24 protein-coding genes are annotated in these 25,322 nt (G+C 62.7%); 17 read left to right on the top strand and 7 right to left on the bottom strand.

What is annotated here, in order from left to right; translation table 11 throughout:
- The first annotated feature begins 35 nt into the window (after positions 1-35).
- Positions 36-911, top strand: coding sequence for an alpha/beta fold hydrolase (locus tag NKJ89_RS00200; RefSeq protein ID WP_352598886.1), 876 nt, complete (start codon positions 36-38; stop codon positions 909-911).
- Positions 912-969: 58 nt separating this feature from the next.
- The gene (locus NKJ89_RS00195) at positions 970-1,296 is read left to right on the top strand and encodes an antibiotic biosynthesis monooxygenase family protein (RefSeq protein ID WP_023762123.1); all 327 of its coding nucleotides are present in this window, start codon (positions 970-972) and stop codon (positions 1,294-1,296) included.
- Between the two features lie 211 nt (positions 1,297-1,507).
- On the opposite strand, the gene mutL is transcribed toward NKJ89_RS00195, so the two are convergent.
- Both mutL and NKJ89_RS00185 read right to left on the bottom strand, forming a co-directional pair.
- Positions 1,508-3,376 carry a DNA mismatch repair endonuclease MutL gene (gene mutL / locus NKJ89_RS00190; RefSeq protein ID WP_352598884.1) on the bottom strand — a complete coding sequence of 623 codons (1,869 nt, stop codon included), beginning with the start codon at positions 3,374-3,376 and terminating at the stop codon, positions 1,508-1,510.
- A 106-nt stretch (positions 3,377-3,482) separates the two neighbouring features.
- Complete coding sequence (locus tag NKJ89_RS00185; protein WP_352598882.1) at positions 3,483-4,385, bottom strand: LysR substrate-binding domain-containing protein; 903 nt, start codon at positions 4,383-4,385, stop codon at positions 3,483-3,485.
- Between the two features lie 92 nt (positions 4,386-4,477).
- Here NKJ89_RS00185 and NKJ89_RS00180 point away from each other — a divergent pair, with 92 nt between their 5' ends.
- The 4 genes from NKJ89_RS00180 to NKJ89_RS00165 all read left to right on the top strand — a co-directional run bounded on the left by NKJ89_RS00180 (position 4,478) and on the right by NKJ89_RS00165 (position 8,910).
- On the top strand, positions 4,478-6,028 hold the full coding sequence (locus NKJ89_RS00180) for a trimethylamine methyltransferase family protein (protein ID WP_352598880.1): 1,551 nt from the start codon (positions 4,478-4,480) through the stop codon (positions 6,026-6,028).
- 38 nt (positions 6,029-6,066) lie between these two features.
- Positions 6,067-7,716 carry an ABC transporter substrate-binding protein gene (locus NKJ89_RS00175; protein ID WP_352598878.1) on the top strand — a complete coding sequence of 550 codons (1,650 nt, stop codon included), beginning with the start codon at positions 6,067-6,069 and terminating at the stop codon, positions 7,714-7,716.
- Positions 7,717-7,811: 95 nt separating this feature from the next.
- Positions 7,812-8,291: a DUF3828 domain-containing protein gene (locus NKJ89_RS00170; RefSeq protein ID WP_352598876.1), complete on the top strand. Its 480-nt coding sequence runs from the start codon at positions 7,812-7,814 to the stop codon at positions 8,289-8,291.
- 4 nt (positions 8,292-8,295) lie between these two features.
- Positions 8,296-8,910 (top strand): hypothetical protein, encoded by a 615-nt coding sequence (locus tag NKJ89_RS00165; RefSeq protein ID WP_352598874.1) that lies wholly within the window; start codon positions 8,296-8,298, stop codon positions 8,908-8,910.
- An 8-nt stretch (positions 8,911-8,918) separates the two neighbouring features.
- Here NKJ89_RS00165 and queF read toward each other — a convergent pair whose 3' ends face one another.
- Positions 8,919-9,380 carry a preQ(1) synthase gene (queF, locus tag NKJ89_RS00160; RefSeq protein ID WP_352598872.1) on the bottom strand — a complete coding sequence of 154 codons (462 nt, stop codon included), beginning with the start codon at positions 9,378-9,380 and terminating at the stop codon, positions 8,919-8,921.
- A 97-nt stretch (positions 9,381-9,477) separates the two neighbouring features.
- Between queF and NKJ89_RS00155 the strand changes: the two genes are divergently transcribed.
- Positions 9,478-11,523, top strand: a complete 2,046-nt coding sequence (locus NKJ89_RS00155; protein WP_352598870.1) for an oxidoreductase — start codon at positions 9,478-9,480, stop codon at positions 11,521-11,523.
- A gap of 136 nt (positions 11,524-11,659) precedes the next feature.
- Here the strand turns inward: NKJ89_RS00155 and NKJ89_RS00150 are convergent, their stop codons facing one another.
- Positions 11,660-12,067, bottom strand: a complete 408-nt coding sequence (locus NKJ89_RS00150; RefSeq protein WP_352598867.1) for a hypothetical protein — start codon at positions 12,065-12,067, stop codon at positions 11,660-11,662.
- A 120-nt stretch (positions 12,068-12,187) separates the two neighbouring features.
- On the opposite strand from NKJ89_RS00150, the gene NKJ89_RS00145 reads away from it, so the two are divergent.
- Complete coding sequence (locus NKJ89_RS00145) at positions 12,188-12,616, top strand: MarR family winged helix-turn-helix transcriptional regulator (protein ID WP_352598865.1); 429 nt, start codon at positions 12,188-12,190, stop codon at positions 12,614-12,616.
- 209 nt (positions 12,617-12,825) lie between these two features.
- On the opposite strand, the gene NKJ89_RS00140 is transcribed toward NKJ89_RS00145, so the two are convergent.
- A complete protein-coding gene (locus tag NKJ89_RS00140; protein ID WP_352598863.1) occupies positions 12,826-14,892 on the bottom strand; it encodes a putative bifunctional diguanylate cyclase/phosphodiesterase in 2,067 nt (688 codons plus the stop codon).
- Between the two features lie 304 nt (positions 14,893-15,196).
- Between NKJ89_RS00140 and NKJ89_RS00135 the strand changes: the two genes are divergently transcribed.
- From NKJ89_RS00135 to NKJ89_RS00115, 5 genes are all read left to right on the top strand, one after another.
- Positions 15,197-16,384: a glycine C-acetyltransferase gene (locus NKJ89_RS00135; protein ID WP_352598861.1), complete on the top strand. Its 1,188-nt coding sequence runs from the start codon at positions 15,197-15,199 to the stop codon at positions 16,382-16,384.
- A gap of 51 nt (positions 16,385-16,435) precedes the next feature.
- The gene (gene tdh, locus NKJ89_RS00130) at positions 16,436-17,470 is read left to right on the top strand and encodes an L-threonine 3-dehydrogenase (RefSeq protein ID WP_352598860.1); all 1,035 of its coding nucleotides are present in this window, start codon (positions 16,436-16,438) and stop codon (positions 17,468-17,470) included.
- A gap of 109 nt (positions 17,471-17,579) precedes the next feature.
- Complete coding sequence (locus tag NKJ89_RS00125) at positions 17,580-19,151, top strand: HD domain-containing phosphohydrolase (RefSeq protein ID WP_352598858.1); 1,572 nt, start codon at positions 17,580-17,582, stop codon at positions 19,149-19,151.
- A 102-nt stretch (positions 19,152-19,253) separates the two neighbouring features.
- Positions 19,254-19,526: a hypothetical protein gene (locus NKJ89_RS00120; protein ID WP_352598856.1), complete on the top strand. Its 273-nt coding sequence runs from the start codon at positions 19,254-19,256 to the stop codon at positions 19,524-19,526.
- Between the two features lie 64 nt (positions 19,527-19,590).
- On the top strand, positions 19,591-20,724 hold the full coding sequence (locus NKJ89_RS00115; RefSeq protein ID WP_352598854.1) for a substrate-binding protein: 1,134 nt from the start codon (positions 19,591-19,593) through the stop codon (positions 20,722-20,724).
- A 94-nt stretch (positions 20,725-20,818) separates the two neighbouring features.
- On the opposite strand, the gene NKJ89_RS00110 is transcribed toward NKJ89_RS00115, so the two are convergent.
- Positions 20,819-21,313 (bottom strand): MarR family winged helix-turn-helix transcriptional regulator, encoded by a 495-nt coding sequence (locus NKJ89_RS00110; protein ID WP_352599324.1) that lies wholly within the window; start codon positions 21,311-21,313, stop codon positions 20,819-20,821.
- An 88-nt stretch (positions 21,314-21,401) separates the two neighbouring features.
- Here NKJ89_RS00110 and hmgA point away from each other — a divergent pair, with 88 nt between their 5' ends.
- The 4 genes from hmgA to NKJ89_RS00090 are packed head-to-tail and all read left to right on the top strand — an operon-like array spanning position 21,402 to position 24,916.
- Positions 21,402-22,715 carry a homogentisate 1,2-dioxygenase gene (gene hmgA, locus NKJ89_RS00105; RefSeq protein WP_352598852.1) on the top strand — a complete coding sequence of 438 codons (1,314 nt, stop codon included), beginning with the start codon at positions 21,402-21,404 and terminating at the stop codon, positions 22,713-22,715.
- Positions 22,716-22,726: 11 nt separating this feature from the next.
- Positions 22,727-23,614 (top strand): MBL fold metallo-hydrolase, encoded by an 888-nt coding sequence (locus NKJ89_RS00100; RefSeq protein WP_352599322.1) that lies wholly within the window; start codon positions 22,727-22,729, stop codon positions 23,612-23,614.
- On the top strand, positions 23,611-24,624 hold the full coding sequence (locus NKJ89_RS00095) for a fumarylacetoacetate hydrolase family protein (RefSeq protein WP_352598850.1): 1,014 nt from the start codon (positions 23,611-23,613) through the stop codon (positions 24,622-24,624). The genes NKJ89_RS00100 and NKJ89_RS00095 overlap by 4 nt, the downstream gene beginning before the upstream one ends.
- Before the next feature lie 4 nt (positions 24,625-24,628).
- Positions 24,629-24,916 (top strand): hypothetical protein, encoded by a 288-nt coding sequence (locus tag NKJ89_RS00090; RefSeq protein WP_352598848.1) that lies wholly within the window; start codon positions 24,629-24,631, stop codon positions 24,914-24,916.
- Between the two features lie 164 nt (positions 24,917-25,080).
- Here the strand turns inward: NKJ89_RS00090 and NKJ89_RS00085 are convergent, their stop codons facing one another.
- Positions 25,081-25,266 carry a type II toxin-antitoxin system Phd/YefM family antitoxin gene (locus tag NKJ89_RS00085; protein ID WP_352598846.1) on the bottom strand — a complete coding sequence of 62 codons (186 nt, stop codon included), beginning with the start codon at positions 25,264-25,266 and terminating at the stop codon, positions 25,081-25,083.
- Positions 25,267-25,322: the final 56 nt, after the last annotated feature.

The raw sequence follows: 25,322 nt of genomic DNA, 5'->3' as shown, positions 1-25,322 counted from the left end.
CGCGTTTTGCCGGTGTTTATTCGACGGAGGCCCGAATGGTGGGTGCAACGACGCACCGGCGCATGCAACTGGATGATCTATCCATTTTCTACCGCGAGGCAGGGCCACCCGAAGCACCTGTCTTGCTCTTGCCGCACGGCTATCCCTGTTCCTCATACCAATTCCGCCAATTGATGCCCGCGCTCGCCGACCGCTGGCGGACGATTGCATTCGACTGGCCGGGCTTCGGGTACAGCGGCACACCCGATCTGACCGCCTTCGGCTATGATTTTGACGCCTATGCCGACGTGCTTGCCAAACTTGTTGATGCATTCGGTCTCAAGCGCTACGCCTTGTGGCTGCATGATTATGGCTCGCAGATAGGACTCCGGCACGCGATCTCGCATCCGGATCGGGTCACCGCGCTCATCATCCAGAACGGTGATATCTACGAGGACGTCCTCGGTCCCAAATACGCCGTGATCAAAGCTTGGTGGGCCGACAAGACGCCCGACAAGCACCGCCCACTCGAGGCGGCGGTGAGCGAGGACGGGTTTCGCGCCGAGTTCATCGGCGAAGTGGCGGACGACGTCGCCATGCGCGTGCCGCCCGATCTGTGGAAACTTCACTGGCCATTGATGGACACACCCGTCCGTCGACAGGTCGCCGTCGATTTAATGGAGAAACTGGAGGCCAACCTTGCCTGGTTCCTGCGATATCAAGCCTATCTGCGCGCCTATCATCCGCCGACGCTGATCGTCTGGGGGCCAGAGGACGGCTATATGCCGGCAGCGTCCGCCCGGGCCTATCATCGCGATCTGCCCGATGCGGAACTGTATTTGATCGATCGCGCGGGCCACTGGCTGCTGGAGACACATTTCGACGATGCCCTGCCACTGATTCGCGAGTTTTTGGCACGTGTCCACGCCTGATCGTCGCTCAAGGTTGGGGTTCGCAGTGCCCGTGCCCGTCTGTGCGAAGGAGTTTATCATGCCGACTAAGCCGACAATCGCGCGCATTTGGCGCGGTCGCACACGCCGCGAGGTTGCCGACGCCTATGAGTCATACATTCGCGCCGAGGGTATTCCACCCCTCGAGAAGACCGCGCTCGGCGTCCAATTGTTGCGCGAGGACCGCGGCGAGGAGACGTGGTTCACGACCATCTCCTATTGGGCCGATATGCAAGCGATGACTGCCTTCACCAAAGGCGAACCGACCAAAGTCCACCATTTGGACCGCGATGCCGAGTTCCTGATCGAATTGCCCAAGCGGATCGATGTCCATAGGATACTCGTCGATAGGCAGGGACTGCGCTGACGGCCACGTGGTCATTCGCAACCTCACTTCGCGGAGATGTCGCTGATGTGGGGGCTGACCTGGGCGGCGATCAAGTTCGGTCTCGGCGCCGCATTCGCCGAGGCGCGAGCGCGGCGGTCGGTTGTCCGGCATTGCTGGTGAACACCGGCACCTACGGTCTGCTCTTTCGCCGACCAAACGCTCCTCCTGCATCGTCTTTCCCAGAACTGAACTAACGCCTGCCGAACAGCCTTTCGATATCCGCAAGCTTGAGTTCGATATAGGTCGGTCGCCCGTGGTTGCAGGTGCCGGAACCCGGCGTCGCCTCCATCTGGCGCAGCAGCGCGTTCATCTCCTCGGCCTTGAGCAGGCGGCCGGAGCGGACCGAGCCGTGGCAGGCCATGGTCGCCGCGATCTTGTCCAGCCGCTCCTTCAGCGTCTCGACCGTGTCGTTGTCGGCGATCTCGTCGGCAAGATCGCGCACCAATTGCTGGACATTGGTTTCACCGAGCATCGACGGCGTCTCGCGCACTGCGACGGCGCCCGGGCCGAAGCGCTCGATGCCGAGCCCGAAGCGGGCCAGCGTCTCCGAATGCATCGCCAGCCGTTCGGCATCCTCTTCCGGCAGATCGATGATCTCAGGCAGAAGCAGCATCTGCGAGGGCACTGGGCGCGACTGCAGCGCATTTTTCAGCGCTTCGTAGACCAGCCGCTCATGTGCGGCATGCTGGTCGACGATGACGAGCGAATCCCTGGTCTGCGCGACGATGTAGTTCTCATGCACCTGGGCGCGCGCCGCACCCAGCACTGCGCCAAGCAAAGTCTCGGCGGCTTCGTCCTGCCCGGCGCGCGCATCGGCGCTGGCAAGCGGACCGGCATCGAACGCGGCCTGCTCGTTTTCGCCCAAACCGCGATGCCCGAAGCCAGCCCCTTCGAAACCCATGTCGAGTGGCCGCTGCGGCGAACGGGCCGCATCGAAGCTGGACATGCCTGACGCGCGGTAGGCCGCGTCGTAGCTGCGGTGGCCGTTCGCCGGGCCACCGTAGGATGCGGCACCGGGTCGGAAGGCCGCCATCATACCGGCAGCGCCCGTGGTCGCGGCACGAATGCCGGAATCGGCGAGTGCTTGCCGGATTGCTCCGACGATAAGCCCACGCACCAGGCCAGGGTCGCGGAAGCGCACATCGGCCTTCGCCGGATGGACATTGACGTCGACGATGGCCGGATCGAGCGTCAGGAACAGCACCGTCACCGCATGGCGGTCGCGCGGCAGGACGTCGGCGAAGGCACCACGAATGGCGCCGGCGATCAGCTTGTCGCGCACCGGGCGGCCGTTGACATAGGCATATTGTTGCAGCGCGTTGGCGCGGGTGAAGGACGGGATCGACACGTGACCGGTCAAATGCACGCCTTCGCGCATCGCATTGAGGGCAATCGAATTGTCAGGAAAGTCGGCACCCATCACCTGGGCGATGCGACGCAGGCTGCCTTCCGCGCTGTCGTCCGTCGCCGGGAGTTCCAGCGTCGAGCGGTCGGAACCGGCCAGCGTGAAGCGCACAGCGGGGAAGGCGATGGCTATGCGCTTAACCACGTCGCTGGTCGCCGAGCTTTCGGCACGCTCGCCTTTCATGAATTTCAGTCGGGCCGGCGTTGCGAAGAACAGGTCGCGCACCTCCACCGTGGTGCCACGATTGGCCGCCGCCGGTCGGACGGGCAAGACGCGGCCACCCTCGATGCCGATCTCGGCGGCACTGTCGCCGGCGGCCGTGCGCGAACGGATCGACAGCCGCGACACCGAGCCGATCGACGGCAGCGCTTCGCCGCGGAAGCCGAGTGATCGGATATCGTTGATATCCTCGGTGAGCTTGGAGGTGCAGTGGCGGGCAATCGCCAGCGCCAGCTCCGGTTCTGGAATGCCGGAGCCGTCGTCGGTGACGCGGACCAGGTTCAGCCCGCCGCCGGCCGTGACGATCTCGACCCTCCCGGCACCGGCATCGAGCGCATTCTCGACCAGTTCCTTGACCACGCTTGCCGGACGCTCGATGACTTCGCCGGCGGCGATCTGGTTGATCATCGTTTCGGAAAGCTGGCGGATGGGCATGGCATCAGTATAGGAGGATTCGAGGGCGATGAGGAAGCATTCGATGTAGGCGGAATAGCGGTGATGCTGTCCCGCCGACTTCCAAGGAACTGGGAGGCACTGTCCCTCACGCCTGCGCGGCCAACCAGTCCCGCACCTTGCGGGCGTTGTCGCTCAGTTCCCGGTTCTTCGGCCAGACGACATAGAACGCCTTGCCGGTCCTCAGAACATGATCCGTCACCGGCACCAGCAGGCCTGATGCCAGCAGACGCTCGGCAAGATGTCGCCACCCCAAAGCGATGCCTTGCCCTTCCATCACGCCCTGGATCACCAGGCCATAGTCGTTGATGCGCAGGCCGCGCGCGGTGTCGCTGAGGCTGGCGCCCGCTGACAGGAACCATTCGTCCCAACTGGCCGCCTCGCGGTACGGCTCTTCCAGATGGATGAGACGGTGCGTGGCCAGTTCCGCCACCGATTTGGGCAGGCCGAACTTCGCCGCGTAGCTGGTGCCGGCAACGGGAAATATCTCCTCATCGGCCAGCGGCAGCGAATGATAGTCGGGCCAGTCCCGCGGCTCGCCTCCGCGCACGCCGAGAGGGATGCCTTCGGCGATGATGTCAAGATCGCGGTCGGCGGTCTGGATGCGCAGGTCGATGCCCGGCAGTTCGTCTCGGAACTGCTGTAGGCGCGGCATCATCCAGAAGGAACCGAAGGCAGTCGACGCGGCCAGCGTCACATGGCCGCCAGTTGCCTGCAGGCGCAGATCCTCCGCCGATTTACGAATATGCGAGAGGCCGAGCGAGACATCGGCGTGGAAGCGCTCCCCGGCCTCGGTGAGGACGACCTGACGATGGCGGCGCTGGAACAGCTTGGCGCCGAGCTGTTCTTCCAGTCCGCGCACCGCGTAGGAGACGGCAGCCTGCGTCATGCCGAGTTCGCGCCCGGCGGCGGTGAAGCTCGACAGACGCCCGGCCGCCTCGAAGACGATCAGGCTGCCGGCCGAAGGCAAGAGGTGGCGCAGGCTTCGCATAAGCTCAGCTTATACAAGCGATCAGGATTTTCCAGCGTCACATGTGTATTTTGTCCCGCTAGGCTGGTGCCAATGAGTGGAATGGAGTTGCCATGAACGCACCTGCCCCTGATGTGACCGAACACGCCAATCGTCGAAGTGGCGGCCGCTTGGGGCGCAAAGCTCTGCGCGGAGCGCCGGTAATGTCGTTTCCGACGCTGGTCCGCAAGATCCCTGTCTATCAGATGGTTCCCGATGAGGCGGTCGAGCTGATCCATGAAGAGTCGCTCTCGATCCTCGAAGAAGTGGGATGCGAATTTCGCGACGACGAGGCCATTGCGATCTGGAGGGCCGCCGGGGCAGACGTTTCGGAGACGCGTGTGCGCATCGACCGCGCCTTGTTGATGGAGCTCGTGTCGAAGGTGCCGTCGGAATTCACGCTCAATGCGCGAAATCCGCAGCGCTCGGTGCGCGTGGGCGGCAACAACTCCATCTTCGTGCCGATGTACGGCGCGCCTTATGTGCGCGATCTCGACAACAACAGGCGCTACGGCACGCTCGCCGACCTCAACAATTTCCACAAGCTCGCCTACATGGCGCCGGCGCTGCATTCATCGAGTTCCATCATCTGCGAGCCGATGGAAATCGCGGTGCCGAAGCGTCACCTCCACATCATCCATTCAGCGCTGAAGCACTCCGACAAGCCGTTCATGGGCATCGTCACGTCCAAGGATCGGGCGGAAGACACGATGGCGATGGCGGGCATCGTGTTCGGCGAGGATTATGTCCGCGACAACCCGGTCCTGGTATCGATCACCAATTGTAATTCGCCACTGGTGTGGGACGCCACCATGCTGGACGCGATGAAGGTCTATGCGCGGAGCAATCAGCCGCTGATCCTCGCGCCCTTCGCGCTGTGCGGCGCCTCGACCTCGGCCTCCGCCGTGGGTGCCGTGGCGCAGGTCAATGCGGAAGCGCTGGCGGGCGTCGCGTTCACGCAGCTGCTGCGCCCTGGGTCGCCACAGGTCTACGGACAGTTCATGGTGACCGTGGACATGAAGACCGGCGCTCCGATGGGCGGCACGCCGGAGGCGGCCCAGATGATGTATCTTATGGGGGCGCTGGCGCGGAAATACCGGCTGCCGTGGCGCACGTCGGGCTTCCATGTCGGGTCGAAGCTGAACGATGCGCAGGCGGGCTACGAGGCGAACATGCTGATGCATGCCGCCATCCTTTCAGGCGCCAATTACATCTGGCACTCCGCCGGATGGCTCGAGGCCGGCCTGACTTGCGGCTATTCCAAATTCGCAACCGACTGCGAACAGCTTGTCGGCTGGTACAAATACGCCGGCGGGCTGCCGTTCGACGATTTCAAGGAAGCGATGGCGGCGATCCGCGAAGTGGGGCCGCAGGGCCATTTCCTGGGCACCCAGCATACGCTCGAACATTTCGAGTCCGCCTTCTTCATGCCCACCATCATGGACTTCAATTCGTTCGAACAGTGGAAGGCCGAAGGGGCGAAGGACCACGACACGCGCGGCCGCGAAAAAGCGCGCAACATGCTGGCGGATTATGAGGAGCCGAAGCTCGACGAAGGCATCGCCGACGGCCTGACAGACTTTATCGCGCGGCGCGAGGAGAAGCTGCCGGACAGCGTCAGCTGACGCGAACCAAGACCAAGGGAATTAGACGGGAGGAAACAATGACCTTATTCAGAAGCAATGGCGATCACGTGCCGAGCGCCATCGAAGCAATGGCCGCCGAAGCACGCGCCGGTCGTGTCGACCGGCGCGAATTCCTAGCGCTGGCAAGCGCCTTCGGCGCGTCAACGGCGCTTGCCTACGGCATGATCGGCCTAGCCGTGCCCGACCGGGCGGTCGCCGAGGAGCCGAAGAAAGGCGGAACGCTGCGCGTCTCCATGTCGGTCAAGGGGCAGAAAGATCCGCGCACTTACGACTGGGTGGAACTGGCCAACATTTCGCGCTGCTGGCTGGAGCCGCTTGTCCGCTACACCAGGCAATTCACATTCGAGCCGGTTCTGCTCGAAAGCTGGGACATCAACGACGATGCCACAGAATACGTGCTGCACGTGCGCAAGGGCATCACCTGGAACAACGGCGATGCTTTCAACGCCGATGACGTCGCCTACAACCTGACCCGCTGGTGCGAGAAAGGCGTCGCCGGCAATTCGATGGCCGCCCGCGTCGGCGCGCTGATCGATGCAAAGTCTGGCAAGGCCAAGGATGGCGCGATCACCAAGCTCGACGACAACACGGTCAAGCTGAAACTCGCCGAACCCGACATTTCGCTGATCCCGAACTTCACCGACTATCCGGCGCTCCTGGTTCATCGCAATTTCGATGCCGACGGTGCCGATCCGATCAAGAAGCCGATCGGCACGGGGCCGTTCGAACTGGTCTCATACGATGTCGGCCAGAAGGCGGTGGTCAAGCGCCGCGAGAACGGCAAATGGTGGGGTGGGGAAGCGCCGCTCGACAGTGTCGAATTCATCGACTACGGCACCGACTTCAACGCTTCGGTCAATGCTTTCGACTCCGGCGAGATCGACCTCAATTTCGAGACGCCCGCGGACTTCATCGACATACTCGACAAGATGGGCCTGGTGAAATCGGAGGTCGCGACGGCGACGACGCTCGTTGCCCGCACCAACATCACCCACAAGCCCTATGACGACCAGCGGGTGCGCAATGCCCTGCAAATGGCCGTCGACAACAATGCGGTTCTCGAACTTGGCTATGCCGGACGAGGCACCCCCGGCGAAAACCATCACGTCGCCCCGATCCACCCGGAATATTACCCGCTGCCCAAGAAGACACGTGACGCCGCCGGCGCCAAGAAGCTGATGGCGGAAGCCGGGCAGGCCGACTTCGAGCATGAACTGATCACCGTCGAGGACGATTGGCAGAAGAATACGGGCGACGCGATCGCCGGCCAGCTGCGCGATGCCGGGATCAAGGTCAAGCGCACGGTGCTGCCGGGTTCGACCTTCTGGAACGACTGGACGAAATATCCCTACTCGATGACGATCTGGTACATGCGCCCGCTCGGCGTCCAGGTGCTGGCGCTGGGATATCGCACCGGCGAGGCCTGGAATGAAACGGCATATTCGAATCCCGATTTCGACGCCAAGCTCAAGCAGGCTCTCTCGCTCATCGACGTGGCGAAGCGCCGCGAAGTGATGAAGGACGTCGAACAGATCCTGCAGGATTCGGGCGTCATCGTTCAGCCGTTCTGGCAGAAGCTCTACAGCCACATGAACAAGAAGGTGAAGAACTACGGCGTCCACCAGACCTTCGAGATGGACCTGCAGAACGTCTGGCTGGATGGTTGAAACAAGCGTTGCGGGGCTTCATGAGCCGAAAAAAAGCCGATATGCAGGATGCGTGGTATTGATAGGCTCAAGCCATCAAAAGCCGGAGATTCTGCATGAGACTGACAGTGCTCGTTGCCGCCCTTTCGATAGCCTTGCCGGCGGCCGCCGTCGCCGGACCGGCGTCCAACGCCGTGAAGTTCTTCTATGTTCCGGCGGTCAAGTTCGAGGCCGACGAACAATACCGGGATCGGTTCACCGAGCCGGTGACGAAACTGTTCGACCTGAACGACCAGGCAACGAAAAAGAACCCGGACGAGGTCGCGTGCATCGATTTCGATCCTGGCCTGGACGCCCAGGATTTCGATCAGAAGACCATCTCGAAAACGCTGAAACTGTCTGAGAAGCTGGATGGCGACAATGCAGAGGTTACAGCGTCCTTCAGCCTTTTCTCCGAAGGCGACGATTCCAAACGCGAAATGGTGTGGTCGCTCAAGAAGATCGAAGGCAAATGGAAGATATCGGACATTGCCTCGAAGACCAACGACTGGAAGCTCAGCGCGCTGGAATGCATGGCCGGCCAGACAGCGGAGTGATGCGATGGCCCATCGCCCGTTCCTGGCACTCTCGACCATGTGCCTGCTGGCGGTGAGTCTGAGCGGTGCCGCCGCCCAAGGTTTGTTGGGTGCGCCGCCGGCAAACACCCCGGCTGACACCGCGCTGGGCGACAGCGGGGCGCCGCCGGCAAATGCGCCCGGCGGGGCCGTGGAACCGGCAACACCCCCGGTCGGATGGTCGCCAGCCGAGGCAGCGCCGGCAGCACCCGTCCAGCCGGGATCCCCGACCGCCGTGGTGCTGCCGTTTTACGATCAGGCTGGGCTGGAGATCGATCCGGCGCAGCGCAGCCATTTCATCGATCCGGCAAAAACGGTGCTCGACAAGAGCGACGCCTTGCGCAAATCCGGGCAGGGCGAATGCCTCGACCCCAACATGGCGCTCGACAACGCTGATTACGACAAGGCCGAGATCGCCAAGAGCCTGAAGACGCTCGAGGCGATCAGTGGCGACCAGGCCAAGGTCGTCGTCGCCTTCGTCATCGCTGGAAACCCGCACCGGCTGGAGTGGAAGTTCAAGAAGGTCGACGGCGACTGGAAGATCACGGATCTGTTGTCGGTGACCGGTGAATGGGCACTCAGCCAATATCAGTGCGAATGATGAGCGAGCTAGCCGCGCCCGCGATAGGGCGCGACGCCGGTGTCAGGCAGCCAGGCGCCTTCGGGCGGCGCGCCGGTCTGCCAGAACACGTCGATCGGAATGCCGCCGCGCGGATACCAGTAGCCGCCTATGCGCAGCCACAAGGGCTTGGTTGCCGCCACAATACGGCGGCCGATCACTACGGTGCAGTCTTCATGGAAGGCGCCATGGTTGCGAAACGAGGTCATGAACAGTTTGAGCGACTTGGATTCCACCAGCAGCGCATCGGGCGCATAGTCGATGACGATATGGGCGAAATCCGGCTGGCCGGTGACCGGGCACAGCGAGGTGAATTCCGGGCAGGTGAAGCGCACGATCGCCGGCGGCCCGTCGCCGCGCGCAAACGGCACGGTCTCCAGGATCGCTGCTTCGGGGCTCTGTGGCGTCTCGACGTGGGCGCCGAGCTGGGTGAGGGTTTTGGTGTCGATCATGAGCGGGATCCTTATCGCATGCCGGGAAATGTGGGGACGACATGCTTGAAAACGAAATTTGCCGCTCATTAGCACAATTTGAAACCGCAGGAAGACGATGACCAGCAGCGATCCGCTTCTCCAGCCCTATCAGCTCAAACATCTGACGCTGAAGAACCGGGTCATGTCGACCAGCCATGAGCCGGCCTATTCCGAAGATGGCATGCCGAAAGAGCGCTACCGGCTCTACCATGCCGAAAAGGCCAAGGGCGGCATGGCGCTGACCATGACCGCCGGCTCGGCGATCGTTTCGCGCGACAGTCCGGCCGCCTTCGGCAATCTGCATGTCTATGAGGACAGGATCGTGCCGTGGCTGGCCGAACTCGCTGACGCCTGTCACGAGCACGACTGCAAGGTGATGATCCAGATCACCCATCTCGGCCGCCGTACCGGCTGGAACAAGGCCGATTGGCTGCCGGTGCTCTCGGCTTCGCCCGTGCGCGAACCGGCGCATCGCGCTTTCCCGAAGACCATCGAGGACTGGGACATTGAGCGCATCGTCGCCGACTATGCGTCAGCGGCCCAGCGCTGCCACGCCGCGGGCCTCGACGGCATCGAGTTCGAGGCCTACGGGCATCTGATGGACGGCTTCTGGTCGCCGGCCACCAATCACCGCGACGACGAATTCGGTGGCTCGTTGGACAACCGCCTACGCTTCACCAACATGGTGCTTGATGCCGTGCGTGCGGCGGTCGGCGATAAATTCGTCGTCGGCATCCGCATGGTCGCCGATGAAGATTTCGAAAAAGGCCTATCGAAGGCGGAAGGCATAGAGATTGCAAAACGGCTGGCCGGCTCCGGCAAGGTCGATTTCCTCAACATCATCCGCGGCTCGATCGAGAGCGATGCGGCACTCACCAAGGTTATCCCGGTGACTGGCATGCGCTCGTCGCCACATCTCGATTTCGCCGGCGAGGTGAGGGCGGCGACAAAATTCCCGACCTTCCATGCGGCGCGCATTTCCGATGTCGCCACCGCGCGGCACGCCATCGCCACCGGCAAGCTCGACATGGTCGGCATGACCCGCGCCCACATCGCCGATCCGCACATTGTCAAAAAAGTGATGGAGGGCAGGGAGCACGAAATCCGCCCTTGTGTCGGCGCCACCTATTGTCTCGATCGCATCTACGAAGGCGGTGAAGCGCTGTGCGTCCACAATGCGGCGACCGGCCGCGAGGCCGACATCCCGCACATCATCGTCAAGACTGAAGGACCGAAGCATAAAGTCGTCGTCGTCGGCGCCGGCGCCGGCGGGTTGGAACTGGCGCGAGTCGCGGCAGAGAGAGGCCATCAAGTCACGATCCTGGAAGCATCGTCGCAGGCCGGCGGCCAGGTTCGGCTGGCGACGCAGAACCCGCGGCGTAAGGAATTGATCGGCATCATCGATTGGCGATTGGCCGAACTCGACCGGCTCGGGGTCGAGATCCGTTATGACACCTGGGCCGAGAAAGACGACGTTCTGGCATTGTCGCCCGACGTTGTGGTGGTTGCCACCGGCGGGCTGCCGCAGAACCCGCCGCTGACGGCTGGTGACAACCTGGTCACCTCGAGTTGGGACATCATGGCCGGCAGCGTCAAGGCGGCCGAAAATGTGCTGCTCTATGACGACAATGGCGGCCATCAGGGCATGGGCGCGGCCGAACTGATCGCCAATGCCGGCTCGAAACTCGAGCTTGTTTCGCCGGAGCGGTTCTTTGCGCCGGAAATGGGTGGCATGAACCATGTGCCATACATGCGAGCCTTCCAGGAAAAGGGGGTCACGATCACCATCAACACCCGGCTGCGCTCGGTGCGGCGCGAGGGCAACCTGTTGGTCGCCGAGCTGGCCTCGGATTTCGCCGATGGCTGGCGCGGCGAGCGCAGGGTCGACCAGGTGGTGGTCGAGCACGGCACGCTGCCGCTCGACGATCTCTATCTCTCGCTGAAGCCGCTGTCGAAGAACGGCGGCGCGATCGACTATGAGCGGCTGGTGAATGGTGGCGACATCTTTCCTGAGCGCAATCCAGAAGCGCGCTTCGTGCTGTTTCGGATCGGCGACGCGGTCGCCTCGCGCAACATCCATGCCGCCATCTATGACGGCATCAGGTTCGGCTTGCGGATTTGAAATCTGGTGCTAGGGGACTCGGTGGCGCGCGGTCGGGCTTGCGTACGAGAGCCCGTGTACTTCGGTCCGACCACGCGCCCGCACGTTACTGGCCGGTGGCCAGACAACATGCGATTCCGTGAAATTATGCTGCGCCTCAGACCATCCGCGCGACGGCCATGCACAGCACGGTGATGACCAGCAAACCGCCGGCGATGCGCTCGCCTCTTGTCATTTTCGCGCGCAACCGGGCTTCCGTCGCCGCGTCGGTGCCGGCAAGCTGCCTGGTGGCAGAACCGACCAGCGCGCCCTGGACGCCGGCGGCAATTAGAGCCGTGGCGATGCCCAGCGCCAGCACCTTCTCCATCGGACCGAAAAGGCCTTGATGGAAGAAATACCAAAGCAGTATGCCGGTGAGGAAAACCAGGCCGGCCGCGCCCATTTGGGGCCGGAAGAACCGTTCCGCCCGGATCTCCGGATCGCGGCCGACCGCGATGGTGGTGCCGGCCCAGAACACGCCGGCCATGACATGAAGACCGAGGACGACGATGTAGACATATTGCATGACCGCATTTCCTCTTTTTTGCCCGCCGTTCGCATATGATTAGATATCAAATGATTAGATGTCAATGTATAAGACTGTCACCCAGTTCCCTCTACGGAGAACACCGCCTAGTGTCCGACGATGACGCCCTTTGACCGCCCGCCAGTCGGCATGAATCTCGGCCGCACCGCCAAACTTGTCGCCCAGGCCTTCGATGCTGCTCTTGTCGAAGCGGGCGGTACGTTGCCGGTCTGGCTCACTCTGCTGTCGGTCAAATCGAGCAAGCTTGCCAATCAGCGCGAGCTTGCCGGCATGATCGGCATCCAGGGGGCGACGCTGACCCACCATCTCAATGCGATGGAGGCGCAGGGCCTGCTGATACGCCGCCGCGATCCCGTCAACCGCCGGGTTCATCTGGTCGAACTGACCGCGGCGGGAGAAGCGATGTTCGAGACCTTGCGCAAGGCTGCGTTGTCCTTTGACAAGCGGCTACGGGTCGGACTGTCCGACGAGCGGCTGGCGGAGTTCGCGCAGGTTCTGGCGGCGTTGCGGGCGAATGTCGGGGGATAGGAGGGCGGGCCCGGCTCATCGGCTCAGTCGTCGTAGCCCCGGATTGTTCCAAAAGTGTAATGGCGTAGCTTTGGCGCGGTGATCAAATTGGTCAGCTTCGTCTTGCGTCGAAGCCGTCCTGGAACATCTCGCCCAAAAGTGCGTAGCGGTTCGGGATAATAAAGCGCGTCGCTCGGTTCCGCTCAAGCGCGATACGCTTTGGGCGACGCCTATGCCAGGCTTCCCTGCAGCACCGTCAGCCTGGCCTTCTTCGGCATGCGGGCAGTCAGCCATTCCAGTGCCTTGTCGTGCGGCATCGGGAAGGCGATGGAGTAGCCCTGCACCTGGTCGCAGCCGATCGCCATCAGCGATTCGAGTTCGGCTTCGGTTTCGGCGCCTTCGGCGACGATGGAGATGCCGAGGCCACGGGCAAGCTCGGTGATGGCGCGCACGATCTTCGAGTTGTCGCCATTCTCATGAATGTTCTGGACGAAGCGTCGATCGATCTTCAGCCGGTCGATCTCGTTCGGATTGACATGGCTTAGCGAGGCATAACCGGTACCGAAATCATCGAGTTCCAGGTGGACGCCGGCCGCCCTGATGTGGCGCAGCTTGGCGGCGATACCCGTCTTCTCGTCGTCGAGGATAACGGATTCGACGATTTCCAGCGACAGTTTCTGTGGCGGCAGCCCGGCCTTTTCCAGCGTCTCGAAAAGAAACTCATCGAAATCGTGCTCGCGCAGTTCGGTGCCGGAAACATTGACCGCAAGCCGGCCGAAGGCAATGCCGGCGCGGTTCCATTCGGCGGCTTCGTTGATCGCCTTGGCGATGACGATGCGGCCGATCTCGGGCATGAAGCCGCATTTTTCGGCGACCGGGATAAATTCGCCCGGTGGGATCATGCCGCGCTCGGCATGGTTCCAGCGCACCAGCGCTTCGATGCCGCTGATCGTGCCGTTGGTCAGCGAAACCTGGGGCTGGAAATAGACCTGGAATGCCCGCTCCGCGATGGCGACCTTGATGTCGTGCTCGAGCTGCTTGCGATAGTCGAGCTCGCGGCGCAACTCTTCGGAGAAGAAGGAGAAGTTGCCGCCGCCCAGCTTCTTGGCGGAATAGAGCGCCAGATCGGCATGAACCAGCAGATCCTGAGCATTGTCGGCGTCGATCGGGTAGACGGCGATGCCGGCGCTGGCGCCCGGGAGAACGGTCGTGCCCTGGAAGACGATCGGCTCGTTGATATGCGCCAGGATGCGCCGGGCCAGCATGTTGATGTCTTCGGTGCCGCCGGCGCCGCCGAGGATCATGACGAACTCGTCGCCGCCCAGGCGCGCGCACAAGTCCGACGCTCGGCAGGAATCGCGCATGCGCTGCGCGGTGACGACCAGCACATAGTCGCCTGCGGCATGGCCTAGCGTATCGTTGATCTGCTTGAACCGGTCGAGGTCGAGCTGGATCACAGCCAGGCGCTCCCGGCGGCGGTGTGACCCCTTGATCAGCGTGTCGAAATGATCGGTCAGGAACGTGCGGTTGTGCAGGCCGGTGAGGCCGTCATGCACCGCGATGAAGGCCATCGAATTGCGCGCGTCGATCAGCTCATGCGTCTTGCGCAGGATGGCGTTCGACATCGGCCTGAAGATGAAGAGTGCCACCAGTATGATGACGCCCAGGGTGGCGTAGAACAGCGTGCGGTGGAGAGCGAGCAGCTTCTCGGAACGCTCGTCTGCATCGGCGCTGATGCGCTGGCCAAGCGCGGCGTAGCCCGACAAGTTCGCATTGGCGACGGAGGCATCGAGATTGACGCGCTCGCCGCCGCCCTTGTAGCCGCCATTGCCGCTGAATTGAGATTCATAGGCCGAGATCAGGCGGTCGCCATTGGCGATCAGCCCGACCGAGAAATAGTCGAGGTGGAAGGGCTTGGCGAAAAGGACGCTGTCGATCGACCTCGGATCGAGCTTGGCCGGCGATTGGGGGTCGGCTCCCGTCTGCTTTAGCAGCAGATCGTAGTTGGTCTCGAACTCCCCCGTGGCCTGCTTGAGCGCGCTGACCAGCGCCGGCTGTTTGTCACGCGAAGCAGCACCGGTTGCGCCGGCCAGGAAGACGATGCGCTGCGAAAGCGTCTTTTGCGTGCTGACGATGTCGAGCAAGGTGTTGTTGTGCTGTTGGGTGGCCATCATCTGCTGCAGCAGGATGAAGGAGGCTATCACCATGGCGGCAATGATCAGCAGGGCCAGCCAGTAGCCAGCTTTGATCAGCAGTATGAGTTTGCCTGAAACGGTCTGCGCCGGCTGCTGCGACATTTTCGGGGGCGGTCCTCTTCGCCAACGGATTCCTGCTGCGAAGACTGGCCTGCAAACATTAACAGGTCTGGAAATCCACAGCCGTCCGGCAAGGTTGGGACGTGGAAAGATCGCGAAATGGTTATCGGCCCGTTTAGCGTCATGCCGGCATTCGAGCGGTCACCAGCCAGCACCATTTGTTGTAGTGTCGCTTTTGTGATCATCGGGGCCACATCGGGTCGCTTGCCACCGATCCGGTCGTTTTTGCGATGGATTTTTAGCTCGGACGAGACGACAGTCGGCCCACATCGAACGAGGCCCAACCATGACCGCAGCATTCCTTTCCCACATCGACAACGAGCTCGCGGGGCTCAAATCGGCCGGCCTCTACAAATCCGAGCGCGTGATCTCCTCGACCCAGTCGGCTGAGATCGAGGTCGGCGGGCAGAAAGTGCTCAACTTCTGCGCCAATAATTATCTCGGCCTTGCCGACAGCGACGACCTACGCGATGCGGCCAAGCAGGCGCTCGACCGCTATGGCTATGGCATGGCATCAGTACGCTTCATCTGCGGCACGCAGGAGGAGCACAAGCAGCTCGAGGCGACGATTTCATCCTTCCTCGGCCTGGAAGACACCATCCTCTATGGCTCCTGCTTCGATGCCAATGGCGGCCTGTTCGAGACGTTGCTCGGTGAAGAGGACGCGGTCATTTCCGATGCGCTGAACCACGCTTCGATCATCGACGGCGTGCGGCTGTCGAAGGCCAAACGCTTTCGCTACGCCAACAACGACATGGCCGATCTCGAGGCGCGCCTGAAGGAAGCCAGGGACTGCCGCTTCCGGCTGATCGCCACCGACGGTGTGTTCTCGATGGATGGCATCATCGCCAATCTCAGGGGTGTCTGCGACCTTGCCGATAAATACGACGCCATGGTGATGGTTGACGACAGCCATGCGGTCGGCTTCGTTGGCCAGAACGGTCGCGGCTCGCCCGAGCATTGTGGCGTCGAGGGCAGGGTCGACATCATCACCGGGACACTCGGCAAGGCCCTCGGCGGTGCATCCGGCGGCTACACCTCTGGCAAGAGGCAGGTGGTCGACTGGCTGCGCCAGCGCTCGCGGCCCTATCTTTTTTCCAACACGCTGATGCCGGCGATCGCCGGCGCTTCGATCAAGGTATTCGACCTGATCCGCAATGGCGATGCCTTGCGCGAGCACCTGTATGCCAATGCGGCGCGGTTCCGGTCGCAGATGGGCAAGCTCGGTTTCACGCTGGCTGGTGCTGATCATCCGATCATTCCAGTGATGCTGGGCGATGCGACGCTGGCGCAGGAGATGGCGGCTCGCATGCTGAAGCGTGGCATCTACGTCATCGGTTTTTCCTTCCCGGTGGTGACGAAGGGCCAGGCGCGCATCCGCACCCAGATGTCGGCGGCGCATTCCGCCGCGGACATCGACCGTGCGGTTGAGGCATTCGAAGCGGTCGGCAAGGAATTGGGCGTGATTTCCTGAAAGGCCGCAATCGAAAGCCATTCCGGATCAAGAGATTCAAGGGACAAAAGCATGTCGAACATGATGAAGGCGCTGGTGAAGGCCAAGGCCGAGCCGGGCATCTGGATGGAAGAGGTGCCGGTGCCGGAAATCGGCCCTAACGACGTGCTGATCAAGATCCGCAAGACGGCAATCTGCGGCACCGACGTCCATATCTACAATTGGGATCAGTGGGCGCAGAAGACGGTGCCGGTGCCGATGGTCACCGGCCATGAATTTGTCGGCACCGTCGCCGATTTCGGCGCCGCTGTCACCGAATACAAGGTCGGCCAGCGCGTGTCGGGCGAGGGTCATATCGTCTGCGGCCATTGCCGCAACTGCCGTGCCGGGCGAGGGCATCTCTGCCGCAACACGCTCGGCGTCGGCGTCAACCGTCCGGGCGCCTTTGGCGAATATCTGGCGATTCCGCAGCACAATGTCGTGCCGATCCCCGACGACGTGCCCGACGAGATCGCCGCGATCTTCGATCCCCTGGGCAACGCCGTCCACACGGCATTGTCCTTTGACTTGGTCGGCGAGGACGTACTGGTCACCGGGGCCGGACCGATCGGCATCATGGGCGCGCTCGTCGCGCAATGCGTCGGCGCACGAAAGGTGGTGATCACCGACATCAACCCTGTGCGGCTGGCGCTGGCGAAAAAGCTCGGCGTCCAGCATGTCGTCGACGCCTCGAAGGAAAAACTGCGCGACGTCATGCCGGCGCTCGGCATGACCGAAGGCTTTGATGTCGGCCTCGAAATGTCGGGCGCCGCCCCCGCCTTCCGCGACATGATCGATACCATGAACAATGGCGGCAAGATTGCCATCCTGGGCATCGCGCCCACCGGCTTCGAGATCGACTGGAACAAGGTCATCTTCAAGATGCTGCACCTCAAGGGCATCTATGGCCGCGAGATGTTCGAGACCTGGTACAAGATGATCGCGCTTGTGCAGGGTCCGCTGGAGGTCTCCGGCTTGATCACGCACCGCATCGGCATCGATGACTTTCAGGCCGGCTTCGATGCCATGCGCAGCGGCAGTTCGGGCAAGGTGGTGATGGACTGGTAGGCGTTGGCGCCGGGGATCTGAAACCAGCCAGCCGGCTGACGGCGTGCGTGGGATTTTCCGCTAGGTATTGACGGCCCGCGGGACTAGCATGCTCATTGGGAGGTGGGCGATGACAAAAGTCTCGATCCGCCGGGCGGACTTCATGATGGTCCTCGCCTATGCTTCGGACCTCGCAACCGGCCATTCTCGCGACTTCGCGCTGAAATCCTGCGTGCTTGCGATGCGGATCGCAGATCGTGCGGGCGTTTCCGAGCAGGTTCGGCGCGATGCCTACCACCAGTCGATGCTTCGCTATGTTGGCTGCAACGCGGATACCGATCTTCTGTCGGCAACCTTCGGCGACGAAATCGCGCTCCGCCAGGACCTTGTCGGTCTCGACATGGGCAATCGTGCGGAACTGGGCAGGGTCTTCCTACAGGCCTTCAAGCGGTTCTACTACGATCTCCAGCCTGACGCGCAGGCCAGGGCGATCGAGGCCGCCATGTCGCAGGCGTTGGCGGTGGCCCGCCCGGTGCTGATCGCGCATTGCGAGGTCGCGCAGCGCATCGGTGAGCGGCTTGGCTTGTCCGGGGAGATGGGCCGCAATCTTGGACAAATCTACGAACGCTGGGACGGCAAGGGTCTGCCACGTGGACTGAGCGGCGAGGAGGTACTGCCGGCCGTCCAATTGATCACGCTGGCGCAGGATGTCGTTGCGCTTAGCGATGCCGTAGGGATCGTGGAAATGGCCGAAACTATCGCCAGCCGCGGCGACGGCCCTTATGCGGCTGATCTGGCCCGGCTTGTCTCGGCAAACGCGGCGGTGCTGATGGAAGGCATCGGCGTGACTGTCGACCGGGAGACGATTTTGGCGCTGGAGCCCGATCCGCCGGTGTCGCTCGATGAGGCGGACTGCGACGAGGCATTTCTCGCCATCGCCGACATGATCGACATGCGCATGCCGTTCACACAAGGCCATTCGCGGATGGTGGCGGAACTGGCTGAGGGAGCGGGGAGACAGATGGGGCTGCCCGCCGACGACGTCCGTGCGCTGCGCTGGGCGGGCTGCATCCACGACATTGGCGAACTCGTCGTGCCGGTGGCAACCTGGATGCGCAATGGTCCGCTGTCGGTCCGCGAGCGCGACGCAGCCCAACTGCACGCCTATTACGGCGAGCGTGCGCTGGCCTCGTTCGGCCGCGAAGGCGAGGCGATGGCCTCACTCGTCCTGCGCCATCACGAACGCCTGGACGGCTCTGGCTATCACCGCAAGGTCGGCGGTTCCGACCTGTCCCCGGCGGCGAGAATCCTGGCCGCTGCCGAAGCGTTCCAAACGTCGCGGGAGGAACGTCCTCACCGCAGGGCACTGCCCAGCGACGCCGCGGCGACGCAGTTGCGCGCTGCCGTTCGTGAGGGCAGTATCTGCCCCGACGCCGCCGAGGCCGTGCTGTCCTTCGCCGGCCAGCGGTCGCGCCGGGCGCCGCACCGGCCGCTGGCTGGAATGACGCCACGTGAGATCGAGGTGTTGCGCCTGATCGCCGCCGGCCTCACCGCCAAGGAAGCGGGGCGCGAGCTGGATATCTCGCCCAAGACCGCGGACCACCATATCCAGAACGTCTATGCCAAGATCGGTGTGACCACTCGCGCCGCCGCGGTACTCTATGCGGTCGAGCACGGCCTTGTCCGGCCGGGCGAGACGTAGTCATCGGCATAGGGAATCCTCCCCATGTGCACCTGCTCCGAGGCGCGCATCGTGATCCTGTCGACGGATCAATGGTGGCCGCGACCGACAGGAGGAAATCAGATGCTTCTCGCAACGACCAAGGTGGCGGACGTCGACCGCTTCATCCGTATCTTTTCGACCAAGGGCGCCGACAAGCGCCGACTGCACGGTTCGAACGGCGCGACCGTGTTCCGCGACCCCAGCGAGTCCGACCGCGTCTGGGCGATCTTCGACTGGGATGCCGAGGGTTGGAAGAACTTCGTATCGGATCCCGAAGTGCCGGCGATCCTGCAGGAGGCTGGCCACGTGGGCAAGCCGCAAGCGGCGATGCTGCTCGGCCACTATGAGGCCTGACGTGCCTTTCGCGCCGCCTGCTACCGGCGGCGCACCCACGAACCCCAAAGATCGGAGACATGAGATGGACCAGAAACCCATCAAGATCGGCCTTATCGCCGAACTCACCGGCCCGTTGTCCTTCATGGGCATCGCCAACGCAAACCTCACGACCATGCTCGTCGATGACATCAACGCCAAGGGCGGCTTGCTGGGCCGGCCGGTGAAAGTCATCATTGAGGACGGTGAGACCACCGACAGCGTTGCCAAGGCAAGGACCGCGAAACTGATAGATGTCGACAAAGTCGATCTGGTCGTCGGAGGCATCTACAGTTCGACCCGCCAAGCCATCAAGAGCGAGGCGGTCACACGCGGCAGGACGCTCTACATCTACACCGAGCAATACGAGGGGCAGGAAAGCGATCCCCTGATCTTCTGCACGGGCCCGGTGCCCGCGCAGCAGGTCGAGCCGCTGATCCCATGGTTCATGAAGAGCACCGGGGCGAAGAAGTTCTATCTGCCTTCGGCCGACTACATCTGGCCCCATCTGTTGAACAAGGCCGCGAGCCGGGTGGTTCGCGCCAATGGCGGCGAGATCGTCGGTGAGGAGTATTTTCCGCTCGATACCGTCGATTTCCGGCAGACGGTGCAGCAGATCATGGCGAGCGGCGCTGAAGTGGTCTTCAACACCCTGGTTCCGCCGGGCTTGACGCCGTTTCTCGACGAGCTGCACAGGGCTGGTTTCGGCAAGCGAGGCGGCAAGTTCATCTGCACCTACTTCGACGAGAACTTCTTCAATCTCGTGCCGTCCGAGCAAATCGAAGGCCTCTACAGTTGCCTCGACTACTATCAGGAACTCGAGGATCCGTTTGGCCGGGCGCTCTTGCGGCGCTACCAGGACCGATTCCCCGGCAGCGCGATGTTGACCGCGGGCAGCGGCTGCACCGGCCACTACCGGGCGATCAAAATGTGGGAAGCGGCGGTGAACGAAGCCGGCTCGGTCGAGCGCGACGCGGTTATCCGGGCGCTCGACCACGCCCGGATCAGCGAGGGACCGGGTGGCCCGGCCGAAATGGTCCCCGGCCAGCACCATGTTCGCATGAACATGTACATTGCGCAGGCACAGAGCGGTCGCTTCCGGATCGTGAAGAACCTTGGACCGATCGATCCCAACGAACGGATGCTTGCCGGCGAAAGCCAAGTCATCGGCGCCGACTGAATCCGCGGCGTCGATCAATGTTGCTCCAAGTGGCGAGGGCGAGTAGATGCCGCCCTCGCCATCCAACCGGGCCAACAAGGGCTGTTCCTTGCGCCTATTCGATGTCATTCCGCAACTGGCCGTGGGTTGACGCCAAGGCGGCCTCCAGCGCGGCCAATCCGTTCGAGATCGCCGCACGCTCGCTTGCGCTAAGTTTGTCAAGCAAATCCCTCTCGAACGCCTTCGCCAGCGGCACCATTTCGCGATAGGCCGCAAGGCCGACCCTGGTCAGCGCCAGATGTTCGACGCGGCGGTCATTCTCGTCAGCGGTTCGGGTGAGCCAGCGTCGCCGTTCGAGTTCAGCCACCGCCCGCGATACCTTGGTCTTGTGCATGGCCGATTGGTTGCCGAGTTCAGTCGCGGTCATCGTTCCATGCTGCCCAAGCCCGGAAAGGGTACGCCATTCCGGCCGCGTCAGGCCGTGACTGTCCTTGTATATTCGCGAAAATTCGCGGCTGACGGCGTCGGCAAGACGGTAGAGCCGGTAGGGCAGGAAATTTTCCAGATTGAGAATTTCAGGCGCGTCGGACGCTTCGCTCTTGATCGCCATTTTTTCAAAGCCGCCATTGATGGTTACATTTTCGATGGTTACAAATGAAACCAGTTTGGTCAATTGAGATCTATTCCGGGAGGAAGCAATGGCCTTTTCCTACATGCCGGGGTTCGGCAACGACTTTGAAACCGAGACCTTGCCGAGTTCGCTCCCGCAGGGGCGGAATTCGCCGCAGCGGCCGGCCTATGGGCTCTATGCCGAGCAGCTTTCCGGCTCGCCCTTCACCGCGCCGCGCGGCACCAATGAGCGCTCCTGGCTCTATCGCATTCGGCCGAGCGTCAAGCACACTGGCCGCTTCAAACGGGCGAGCTATCCCTTGTGGAAGAGCGCGCCCAATGTCGGCGATCACGAACTGGCGCTCGGCCAGTACCGCTGGAATCCGGTGCCGATGCCGAAAGAGCCCACCGATTTCATCGCCGGCATGCGCAGCATCACCACATCAGGCGATGTGCTGGGACAGACCGGCATGGCAGCGCATGTCTACGTCGCCAACCGCTCGATGGCGGACGATCATTTCTTCAATGCCGACGGGGAGTTGCTGGTCGTGCCGCAAGTCGGTGCCTTGCGCTTCATCACCGAGATGGGCGTCATCGAGCTGCGGCCCGGCGAGCTCGCAGTGCTGCCGCGCGGTCTGGTGTTCAAGGTCGAACTGGTCGATGCCGAAGTGCGCGGCTATGTCTGCGAGAATTACGGCGCCAAGCTGACGCTGCCCGATCGTGGTCCGATCGGCGCCAACTGCCTGGCCAATCCGCGCGATTTCAAGACACCTTGCGCATGGTTCGAGGACAAGGAAACGCCGTGCCGGCTGATCGTCAAATGGTGCGGCAATTTCCATGTCACCGAGATCGGTCACTCGCCCCTGGATGTCGTCGCCTGGCACGGCAACTACGCGCCCTACAAATATGATCTGGCAACCTTTTCGCCGGTCGGCGCGCTGTTGTTCGACCATCCAGACCCGTCGATCTTCACCGTGCTGACCGCGCCGAGCGGCGAGGAGGGCACCGCCAACATCGACTTCGTCATCTTCCCGCCGCGCTGGCTGGTGGCCGAAGATACGTTCCGGCCGCCCTGGTACCACCGCAACATCATGAGCGAGTTCATGGGGCTGATCCACGGCCAGTACGATGCCAAGGAAGAGGGTTTTGTACCCGGCGGCATCAGCTTGCACAATCTGATGCTGGCCCATGGACCGGATGCGCCTGGCTTCGAAAAGGCCTCGCGCGCGGACCTGAAACCGGTCAAGCTCGACAACACCATGGCCTTCATGTTCGAAACCCGCTTTCCGCAGATGCTGACCCGCTACGGCGCCGAACTGGAAACCCGGCAGGACAATTACATCGACTGCTGGTCCGACCTGAAGAAGCGTTTCAACGGCACGCCCGAGGGCGACTGGTCTTGAGCACTGAGCCAATGGCGGACCGACTGGTGCTTTTGGGCTCGAAGGGTGGTCCGGCATTGCGGCCGGGCGGACCATGGCCGAGTTCGTCGCTGCTGCAGATCGGCGGGCGCAGCATCGTCGTCGATTGCGGTCTCGGCGTCACGCGTGGTCTGGTCGACGCCGGCATGAGCCTGAAGGCGCTCGACCTGGTCTTCGTCACGCATCTGCATTCCGACCATGTGTTGGAACTGGGACCGCTGATCCACACCGCCTGGACGGCGGGGCTGGCAACACCCATCGAAGTGTTCGGTCCGCCCGGCACGGGCCACTACTGGCGGCGCTTTTGTCAGTCGATGGAGTTCGACATCGAGATACGCATCGTCGATGAGGGCCGGCCGGATATCCGCGAGTTGGTTTCGATGGTCGAGTTCGGCGAAGGCCAAGTGGTCGAGCAGGGTGGTTTGAAGGTCTCGGCGCTGCGCGTCGAGCATCCGCCGGTGACCGACTGTTTTGCCCTGCGCTTCGAGCATGACGGGAAAAGCGTTGTGTTCTCCGCGGATACGGCCTTTTTTCCACCGCTCGCCGATTTTGCCCGGGACGCCGACGTCCTGGTCCACGAAGCCATGCTGGAAGACGGCATCGAGCGGCTTGTGGCTAAGACCGGCAATGGCGGGCGGCTGAGAGACCATCTGCTCGCCAGCCACAGCTTTGCCGAAGAAGCCGGGCATATCGCCCGCGATGCCGGCGTGACGAGCCTGGTGCTCAATCACCTCATTCCGGCCGACGATGCCGAGATCGGCGAGGCCGACTGGATCGCCGCTGTCAGGAAAACATGGGCCGGCGACTTGACGATCGCCCGCGACGGCCTTGTTGTGGAATTAAGCGGCGCCAAAGCCGCACAGGGAGAGGAAACCGCATGAAGCTTGCCACATTGAAGGACGGGACGCGCGACGGAAAACTCGTCGTCGTCTCGCGCGACCTGACACGCTTCACCGACGCCTCGTTCCTGGCGCGCACGCTGCAGGCGGCGCTAGACGACTGGCGGCGCATCGCCCCACATCTCGCGACGATAGCGGAATCGCTGGAGAACAATGCGATGCCGTCGGAACGCTTCCACGAGCATGACGCCCATTCGCCGCTGCCGCGTGCCTATCAGTGGGCCGATGGCTCGGCCTATGTGAACCACGTCGAACTGGTTCGCAAAGCCCGCGGCGCCGAGATGCCGGCGAGCTTCTGGACCGACCCGCTGATCTACCAGGGCGGCTCGGATTCCTTCATTCCGCCACGCGATCCGATCCGGATAGTCGACGAGGCGTTCGGCATCGATATGGAAGGCGAAGTCGCTGTTGTCGTCGACGACGTGCCGATGGGTGCAAGCCTCGAGGAAGCGCGCGCCGCGATCCGGCTGATCATGCTGGTCAACGACGTGACGCTGCGCGCACTGACAGGACCGGAGCTGGCGAAAGGTTTCGGCTTTTTCCAGTCAAAGCCGTCCTCGGCGTTCTCGCCTGTCGCAGTGACGCCGGACGAACTGGGAGACGCCTGGGATGGCGGCAAGGTCAGCCTGCCGCTGCTCGCCGATGTCAACGGCAAGCCCTTCGGCCGGGCCAATGCCGGCATCGACATGACCTTCGATTTCCCGGCGCTGATCGTGCATGCCGCCAGGACAAGGCCGCTGGCCGCCGGCACCATCGTCGGCTCGGGCACCGTCTCCAACAAGCTCGACGGCGGGCCGGGCAAGCCTGTCCAGGACGGCGGCGCCGGCTATTCCTGCATCGCAGAACTGCGCATGATCGAGACCATTGTATCAGGCGAACCCAAGACGCCGTTCCTGCGCTTCGGCGACACGGTGCGCATCGAGATGAAGGACAAGACGGGTCATTCGATCTTCGGCGCCATCGAGCAGAAGGTCGAGAAATACGAGAGGTGAGGGAATGACGGGGCACTATCTGCTGGCCGGTGTCTGGGCACTCGCCTTGCTGGCGGCCTTCATCCAGGCGATCCGGTTGAGCTACCGCGTCGAGGCGCGCACGCTCGGCCTGACCAACCGCAGCGGCTTTCCGCGCAAGGCGATGATGTTCCACACCATCACCAACATCAACGTCGCGCGGGATCTGGAAACGCAAGTCATGCGGCGGCGGATGAGCCGGCTTTTGCTGATCGTTCTTGCCGGATCTGTGGTTATGTGGGCGGGCTTGTATCTGGTGCGGTCGATCGGATGACACCATGAACCTGCCTGATCACCTGCTCGCATGTCCGGCAACCTGCATGCGATGCTATCCGGCACCTTGGTCAAGCCGCCACAGTTGGACGAGTTCCTGCTCGTTATGACATCTAAGGAAGGCAGAGGTCGAGAGGCTGGGGGCTCCAGTTGCCAATTCTCATCTTACATAATCGGCCCATCAACGGCTGAGGTAGTGCCGATGCCTGGCAGAAGGCCCACCTTCACCGGAGGGGGGAGAAGACGCGCCACCGGCTTACCGCGTCGGGTGATCACGATCTCCTCGCCGGCCTTCGCGCGCCTTACGAGTTCCGATAGCTTAGCTCTGGCTTCGGTTATGGAGACGTTCACGGCTCGACCTCTTGTGATCGGAACTTAGATCAAAGCCGATCGAGCCGCAAACGAGC

The organism is Mesorhizobium sp. M0047, assembly GCF_040323315.1.
Taxonomy (GTDB): Bacteria; Pseudomonadota; Alphaproteobacteria; order Rhizobiales; family Rhizobiaceae; genus Mesorhizobium.
Note: the sequence above shows the minus strand (reverse complement) of the source record. Positions and strands in the feature narration are given on the sequence as shown.

Bases quoted from the DNA above. Each gene is read 5' to 3' on its own strand.
- NKJ89_RS00200 (WP_352598886.1), top strand. From the start codon at position 36: ATGGTGGGTGCAACGACGCACCGGCGCATGCAACTGGATGATCTATCC.
- NKJ89_RS00195 (WP_023762123.1), top strand. From the start codon at position 970: ATGCCGACTAAGCCGACAATCGCGCGCATTTGGCGCGGTCGCACACGC.
- mutL (WP_352598884.1), bottom strand. From the start codon at position 3,376: ATGCCCATCCGCCAGCTTTCCGAAACGATGATCAACCAGATCGCCGCC.
- NKJ89_RS00185 (WP_352598882.1), bottom strand. From the start codon at position 4,385: ATGCGAAGCCTGCGCCACCTCTTGCCTTCGGCCGGCAGCCTGATCGTC.
- NKJ89_RS00180 (WP_352598880.1), top strand. From the start codon at position 4,478: ATGAACGCACCTGCCCCTGATGTGACCGAACACGCCAATCGTCGAAGT.
- NKJ89_RS00175 (WP_352598878.1), top strand. From the start codon at position 6,067: ATGACCTTATTCAGAAGCAATGGCGATCACGTGCCGAGCGCCATCGAA.
- NKJ89_RS00170 (WP_352598876.1), top strand. From the start codon at position 7,812: ATGAGACTGACAGTGCTCGTTGCCGCCCTTTCGATAGCCTTGCCGGCG.
- NKJ89_RS00165 (WP_352598874.1), top strand. From the start codon at position 8,296: ATGGCCCATCGCCCGTTCCTGGCACTCTCGACCATGTGCCTGCTGGCG.
- queF (WP_352598872.1), bottom strand. From the start codon at position 9,380: ATGATCGACACCAAAACCCTCACCCAGCTCGGCGCCCACGTCGAGACG.
- NKJ89_RS00155 (WP_352598870.1), top strand. From the start codon at position 9,478: ATGACCAGCAGCGATCCGCTTCTCCAGCCCTATCAGCTCAAACATCTG.
- NKJ89_RS00150 (WP_352598867.1), bottom strand. From the start codon at position 12,067: ATGCAATATGTCTACATCGTCGTCCTCGGTCTTCATGTCATGGCCGGC.
- NKJ89_RS00145 (WP_352598865.1), top strand. From the start codon at position 12,188: ATGACGCCCTTTGACCGCCCGCCAGTCGGCATGAATCTCGGCCGCACC.
- NKJ89_RS00140 (WP_352598863.1), bottom strand. From the start codon at position 14,892: ATGTCGCAGCAGCCGGCGCAGACCGTTTCAGGCAAACTCATACTGCTG.
- NKJ89_RS00135 (WP_352598861.1), top strand. From the start codon at position 15,197: ATGACCGCAGCATTCCTTTCCCACATCGACAACGAGCTCGCGGGGCTC.
- tdh (WP_352598860.1), top strand. From the start codon at position 16,436: ATGTCGAACATGATGAAGGCGCTGGTGAAGGCCAAGGCCGAGCCGGGC.
- NKJ89_RS00125 (WP_352598858.1), top strand. From the start codon at position 17,580: ATGACAAAAGTCTCGATCCGCCGGGCGGACTTCATGATGGTCCTCGCC.
- NKJ89_RS00120 (WP_352598856.1), top strand. From the start codon at position 19,254: ATGCTTCTCGCAACGACCAAGGTGGCGGACGTCGACCGCTTCATCCGT.
- NKJ89_RS00115 (WP_352598854.1), top strand. From the start codon at position 19,591: ATGGACCAGAAACCCATCAAGATCGGCCTTATCGCCGAACTCACCGGC.
- NKJ89_RS00110 (WP_352599324.1), bottom strand. From the start codon at position 21,313: ATGGCGATCAAGAGCGAAGCGTCCGACGCGCCTGAAATTCTCAATCTG.
- hmgA (WP_352598852.1), top strand. From the start codon at position 21,402: ATGGCCTTTTCCTACATGCCGGGGTTCGGCAACGACTTTGAAACCGAG.
- NKJ89_RS00100 (WP_352599322.1), top strand. From the start codon at position 22,727: ATGGCGGACCGACTGGTGCTTTTGGGCTCGAAGGGTGGTCCGGCATTG.
- NKJ89_RS00095 (WP_352598850.1), top strand. From the start codon at position 23,611: ATGAAGCTTGCCACATTGAAGGACGGGACGCGCGACGGAAAACTCGTC.
- NKJ89_RS00090 (WP_352598848.1), top strand. From the start codon at position 24,629: ATGACGGGGCACTATCTGCTGGCCGGTGTCTGGGCACTCGCCTTGCTG.